The organism is Salipiger sp. HF18 (genome assembly GCF_011806505.1).
Lineage (GTDB): Bacteria > Pseudomonadota > Alphaproteobacteria > Rhodobacterales > Rhodobacteraceae > Salipiger > Salipiger thiooxidans.
Genome location: NZ_JAATOS010000242.1, coordinates 1 through 6,160 on the forward strand (window position 1 = coordinate 1; position 6,160 = coordinate 6,160).

Sequence of the window (6,160 nt, forward strand, 5' to 3'; positions counted from 1 at the left end):
CCGGCGCGCCCTCTCGGTGACCGTCCGAGCGCGCGGTGAACACCACGTCGCCGTTCGGGGCCGAGATCTGGCGGGCGATGCCCATGCCGCCGCGGTAGCGGCCGGCGCCCGGGCTGTCCTCGACCAGCGCGTATTCGTCGACGATAAGGTCGTACTCGATCTCGAGCGGCTCTATCGGCAGGTTGGACGAGTTGGTGACGTGCACGTGCACCCCGTCCATGCCGTTCCCCAGCGCCCGGGCCCCGGCGCCGCCGCCGATGGACTCGAGGTAGACGTAGCCCTCGTCACGGCCGCGGCGCTTGCCCGCGAAGACCATCACCGGAACGATGTCCTGGCCGGCCGCCTGGCCGCGGTCCTCGGGCAGCAGCTGCGAGAACGCCCCGATCAGCGCCCGCACCACCTTGTTGCAGGTGATCGACCGCGCGCCGGTGGCCGCGGGCTCGTTCGGGTTCAGCAGGCTGCCCTTGGGGGCCGAGATCTCGACGCCGTCGAACATGCCCGAGTTCGGCAGCAGGTACGGGTCGAGCAGCGTTTTCACCACGTAGTAGACCGAGGCGTTGAGCGCCGAGGCCACCACGTTGAGACCGCCGCGCGCCTGGGGGCCGGTGCCCTCGAAATCCACGATCAGCCGGTCGCCCCTGACGGTGACGTTGGCCTGGATCGGAACCTCGACCGGGCCGAGCCCGTCGCTCTCGATCTTCGAGTGGAAGGTCGCGGTGCCGTCCTGCATCTCGGCGATGCGGTTGCGCAGGCGCTGCGCGGTGTAGGCGAAGAGATCCTCGACCAGCGCGTCGACCTTGTCGGCGCCCAGCGTGTCGGCGAGCTCGCGCATCAGCCGCGCGCCGCGCTCGTTCGCCGCCGCCTGCACCTTGATGTCGAGCCAGCGCTCCTCGGAGGACCGCGAGTTCAGCGAGATCATCCGCAGCAGGTCCTCGTCGAGCTCACCGGCGCGGAACAGCTTCATCACCGGAAGCCGCAGGCCTTCCTCGAAGATCGACTTGGCACCGCCGTGGATCGAGCCCGGCACCGTGCCGCCCACGTCCGAGTGGTGGCCGATGTTGGCGGTGAAGTAGCGCAGCCGCCCGCCCGCGTAGACCGGCGTCACCACCGAGATGTCCGGCGTGTGGGTGCCGCCCGCGGCGTACGGGTCGTTGCAGATGAAGACGTCGCCCTCGACCATGCGCCCGATCGGGTAGGCCGCCAGCACCGCGTTGACCGAGCCCATCAGCGAGCCCAGGTGCAGCGGGATGTGGCTGGCCTGCGCGATCAGCCGACCGTCCGCCGAGAACAGCGCGACCGAGCAGTCCTTGCGCTCCTTGATGTTGGACGAGAACGAGGCCCGGATCATCGAGGTGCCGATCTCGTCGGCGACCGCGAGCAGCCGGTTGGTGAAGACCTCCATGGCGATGGGGTCGGACAGGGCGGGTTTGTTGATCTCGGTCATGGGGTCACACCTCGATGAGCATGGTGCCCGAACCGTCCACGCGCAGCCGCTGACCGGGCTCCACGATGGTGGTCGAGGACATTTCCTGGATGATGGCGGGGCCTTCGACATAGGGCCCGACCGGCAGGCGCGCGCGCTCGTAGATCGCGGTCTCGTACCAGCCGCCGTCGAAGTAGACCTGCCGCGAGCCGATCACCGCGTCGCCGTCCTGCGCGGTGTACTCCGCGTCGGGGGCCGCCGCCGAGGCGCCCTTGACCGAGAGCCGCAGGTTCACGATCTCGACCGCGCGGTTCTCGATGTCGTAGCCGTACTCCTGCCGGTGGGCGGCGCGGAAACCCTCGAGGAAGGCGTCATAGGCCGCGTCGGGGCCGTCGAGCACGACCTGAACCTCGTGGTTCTGGCCGTCGTAGCGGGCATCCACCACGTATTGCATCGAGCGGCGATCCTCGGCCACGCCCTCGCCCGCGAGCCAGTCGTTGCCGTCCTGGCGCATCTGGCCGAAGGCCGCGCCGATGGCGGGCCAGCTCCCGGCGCTGGCGGTCGAGACCCCGGTGCGCACGAAGTCGAAGCCCACGTCCGAGAGCAGGATGCCCCGGGCGCACATGGTGCCGGGCTGGGCGGGGACGATCACGGTCTTGATGCCGGTCTCGACCGCCACGGCAGCGGCGTGCAGCGGGCCCGCGCCGCCATAGGCGAAGAGCGCGAAGTCCTGCAGGCGGTGGCCCTTCTCGGTGGACACGGCCCGGATGGCACGGCCCATGTTGGCGACCGCGATGCGCAGGATGCCGAGCGCAGCCTCCTCGACGCCGAGCCCGAGGGGCCTGGCGATCTTGCTCTCGATGACCTCGCGCGCGGCGGCCTTGTCGACCTGCATCCGGCCCGACAGCAGCGTGTCGGAATCGAGCCTGCCCAGCACGAGGTTGGCGTCGGTGGTGGTGGGCTCGGTGCCGCCCTGCCCATAGGCCACGGGGCCCGGGGAGGCGCCGGCCGAGCGCGGCCCGACCTTGAGCGCGCCGGCGTCGTCCAGCGCCGCGATGGAGCCGCCACCGGCGCCGATCACGTTGATGTCGAGCATCGGGCAACGCACCGGGTAGTCGGCGACGAGGCGCGAGGTGGTGAAGGCCGGACGCCCGGCCTCGACCAGCGACACATCGGTCGAGGTGCCGCCCACGTCATAGGTCACGATGTTTGAAAAGCCCGAGACGCCGGCGACCTTGGCCGCGCCCACGACGCCCGCCGCGGGGCCCGAAAGGCAGGTGCGGACCGGGAAGCTGCGCACCGTGTCCACCGACATCAGCCCGCCGTTCGAGTGGATCGTGCGCGGCGCGCTCTCGATGCCGATGTCGGCAAGGCGCTGCAGGAAGCGCTCGAGGTAGCGGTCCATGCGCGGACCCACGTAGGCGTTGATCACCGTGGTCGAGAACCGCTCGAACTCGCGGAACTCGGGCAGCACCTCGGAGGAGATGGAGACGTAGGCGTCGGGCAGCACCTCGCGCACGATCTCGGCGGCGCGGCGCTCGTGCCGGCCGTCGCGGTAGGCGTGCAGGAAGCAGATCGCCACCGCCTGGGCCCCGGCCTCGCGCAGCGTCTCGGCGGCGGCGCGGACCCCGGCCTCGTCGAGCGCCTGCAGGACCTCGCCGTCGGCGTTCAGGCGCTCGGTCACTTCCAGCGCCATGTAGCGCTCGACCAGCGGCTCGGGCTTGGTCACCGAGTAGTCGTAGAGATGCGGGCGGGTCTGCCGCCCGATCTCGAGCACGTCGCGCGCGCCCCTGGTGGTGATGAGCCCGGTCGGCACGCCGCGGCGCTCGATCACCATGTTGGTGGCGACGGTGGTGCCGTGGCCGACGAACTCGAAGTCGGAGGGGGCGATGCCCAGCTCCTCGACGTAGTGACGCAGGCCGGTCTCGATCGCTTCCGAGGGGTCGTGCGGGGTCGAGGAGGTCTTGAAGTGGATCGCCTTGCCGCTTCCGGTCTCGAGGGCCGTGAAGTCGGTAAAGGTGCCACCCACATCGAAGCCGATACGGTACATTGGGTCAGGTCCTTTGCAGTCTGGTCACCGCTGCGCCGGGGGCATCAGCAGGTCCGGGAGGAAAAGCGTGATCTGCGGCACGAAGGCGACAAGCAGCGCCACCACGATCATCGCGACATAGAAGGGCGCCAGCGCCCGGGTGAGATCGCCCATGCCGACACGGGCCACGGTCATCACCGTATAGAGCACCAGCCCCACCGGCGGCGTGATGGTGCCGATCATCATGGTCACGACCACGGTCACGCCGAGATGCACGGTGTCGATGTCGAAGCTCGTGGCGATGGCCAGCAGCGTCGGCACCAGCAGCACCAGGGCGGCCAGCACCTCCATGAACATGCCGACGATCAGCAGGATCACGATGATCAGCGCCATGGCGGCAGCCTTGGACACGAACATGTCCTGCATCATGTCGACCATCGCGATGGGCAGGCGCTGGATCGAGATGATCCACCCGAACACCGCCGAGACCGCGATGATGAAGAGCGTCGCCGCCGAGGTCCGCACGGTGCCGAGCAGCGCCTCGACAATCTGCGCGCGGTCGAAGCCCATCGAGATGGTGCCGATCACGAGGATGTAGAGCACCACCACCACCGAGGCCTCGGTGGGCGTGAACACCCCCGCGAGGATGCCGCCGAGCAGGATCACCGGGGCCATCAGCGCCGGGATCGCCTTCCAGAAGGCGCAGATCACCTCGCGGAAGCCGGCACGCGGCAGGCGCGGGGCCTCCTCGCGCCCGGTCTTCACCAGGATCCAGATGATGACCATCAGCGCAAAGCCTGTCAGCAGGCCCGGCAGGGCACCGCCAAGGAACAGCCGCCCAACGGATTCCTCGGCGAGGAACCCGTATACCACCAGCGTGATCGAGGGCGGGATGATCGGGCCCATGGTGGCCGAGGCCGCGGTGACCGCCGCCGAGAAGCGCTTCGAGTAGCCGGCCTTTTCCATGGCCCTGATCTCGACCGCGCCAAGCCCGCCCGCGTCGGCCACGGCCGAGCCGGACATGCCCGCGAAGAGGATCGAGGCCACCACGTTGACGTGGCCGAGCCCGCCGGTGATGTGGCGCACCAGCACGCCCGCGAAGTTGAAGATGCGCTCGGTGACCCCCATGCCGTTCATCAGGTTGCCCGCAAGCAGGAACATCGGGATAGCCAGCAGCGAGAAGCTCTCGATGCCGTTCGAGGCGCGCATGGTGAGCTGGATCTCGGGCAGGCCCGCCAGCAGGATGTAGACCGCCGAGGTCACCAGCATGGTGTAGGCCACCGGCAGGCCGAGGACGAGCAGCCCGAAGAAGAGGATCAGGAAGATCGCGGTGGTCATGCAGAAGCCTCCGCCTTGCCGCCGCGCAGCTCGGTCCAGATGGCCTCGAGCGCGAAGAGGATGGTCGTGCCCGCGCCCAGACCGAAGGGCAGCAGGACAAGCATGAATTTCGAGGTAAGGGGGCCGTTCGGGATGGTGCCGAACTCGAGCCGCGACATCAGCGGCTGCAGCTGGCGCACCTGCGTCAGCACATAGGCCAGCACGGCGATCACCAGTGCGTGCAGCACGATGCGCAGGATCTTCTGCACCGGCGGCGACACGCGGCTCGCCATCAGGTCGAGCCCGATATGGCCGCCCTCGCGGTACACCACCGCGGCGCCGAGGAAGGTCATCCAGATCAGCGAGATCTCGGCAATGTTGTCGGTCATGTGCACCGGCGCGTTGAACACGTAACGCGAGGTGATCTGGACGCTGAGCGCCGCGATGATCGTGATGGCCAGCGCGGCGCAGAGCCACAGCATGGTCCGGTGCAGACCGTTGAGGATCATGGTCATTGTCGGGGTCCGGAAACGTGGGGGGACGCGGGCCGCCGCGGGCCCGCGCCGTCGCTCGGGGGCGCGCCGGGGTCAGGCCCGGCGCGGCGCGATCACTTCATCGCCTGGATCTGGTCCCACCAGCCCTCGGGCAGCAGGCCCTCCTCCTCGAAGGTCGGGACGGAGTCGGCCACCATGGCGGCGAACTCGGCACGCACCTCGTCGGACATGTCGCAGAAGGTCACGCCCTCGGCTTCCATGGTCTCGCGGTTCGGCGCGGTCTCTTCCTCGACCAGCGACACGAAGTAGTCGCCCGCGTCCTCGGCGGCCTTGGTGACGATCTCCTTGTCCTCGTCCGAGAGCTGCTGGAACGAGGTTTCGGCGATGTAGACCGAGTTCTGCGGGTACATCATCTCGGCGTCGGTGACGTAGGGCAGCACCTCGTAGAACTTCGACGAGAACACCTGCTCGCCGGCGCTCTCGGCCATGTCGGCGACGCCCTGGCTCAGGCCCATGTAGGTCTCGCCGTAGGAGATGGTGACCGGCACGGTGCCGATGGCTTCCCAGCCGGCGATGAACATCGGCAGGTTGGGCGAGCGCACGCGCTTGCCGGCGATGTCGGCGGGGCCATGGACGCAGTCGCCCTTGGTCATGAAGACGCGCGGCTCGCGGAACCAGTTGGTGGCGAGGATGCGGACGTTGAAATCGTCCCGCAGCTCGTCCTTGAGCTCGGCCGCGAGGTCGCTCTCCATGAAGGTCAGGAAGTGCTGCTGGCTGGCGAAAACGAAGGGAATGTCGACGACGCCGAATTCCTTCACGAGGTTCGAGGCATTCGAGCCCGACGAGATGTAGCCGTCCTGCGCGCCCACCGACATGGCCTCGATCTGGGCCGGGCCG

At 68.8% G+C, this 6,160-nt stretch carries 5 protein-coding genes; all 5 read right to left on the minus strand.

The genetic code is table 11. From position 1 onward, the window contains the following. Window positions 1-1,444: hydantoinase B/oxoprolinase family protein (locus tag HC022_RS17165; RefSeq protein ID WP_167453240.1), on the minus strand; the 1,444-nt coding region annotated here is incomplete at its 3' end. Between the two features lie 4 nt (window positions 1,445-1,448). Then, complete coding sequence (locus tag HC022_RS17170; RefSeq protein WP_167453241.1) at window positions 1,449-3,473, minus strand: hydantoinase/oxoprolinase family protein; 2,025 nt, start codon at window positions 3,471-3,473, stop codon at window positions 1,449-1,451. A 24-nt stretch (window positions 3,474-3,497) separates the two neighbouring features. Continuing rightward, complete coding sequence (locus HC022_RS17175; protein WP_167453242.1) at window positions 3,498-4,790, minus strand: TRAP transporter large permease; 1,293 nt, start codon at window positions 4,788-4,790, stop codon at window positions 3,498-3,500. Continuing rightward, the gene (locus tag HC022_RS17180) at window positions 4,787-5,284 is read right to left on the minus strand and encodes a TRAP transporter small permease (protein WP_167453243.1); all 498 of its coding nucleotides are present in this window, start codon (window positions 5,282-5,284) and stop codon (window positions 4,787-4,789) included. Before HC022_RS17180 ends, HC022_RS17175 begins: the two co-directional genes overlap by 4 nt. 92 nt (window positions 5,285-5,376) lie before the next feature. Further along, window positions 5,377-6,160 (minus strand): TRAP transporter substrate-binding protein (locus HC022_RS17185; protein ID WP_167453244.1); only part of this gene is annotated, 784 nt, incomplete at its 5' end.

What these genes read in the sequence shown, in the direction of transcription:
- HC022_RS17180 (WP_167453243.1), bottom strand. Translation starts at nt 5,284, where the DNA reads ATGACCATGATCCTCAACGGTCTGCACCGGACCATGCTGTGGCTCTGC.
- HC022_RS17175 (WP_167453242.1), bottom strand. Translation starts at nt 4,790, where the DNA reads ATGACCACCGCGATCTTCCTGATCCTCTTCTTCGGGCTGCTCGTCCTC.
- HC022_RS17170 (WP_167453241.1), bottom strand. Translation starts at nt 3,473, where the DNA reads ATGTACCGTATCGGCTTCGATGTGGGTGGCACCTTTACCGACTTCACG.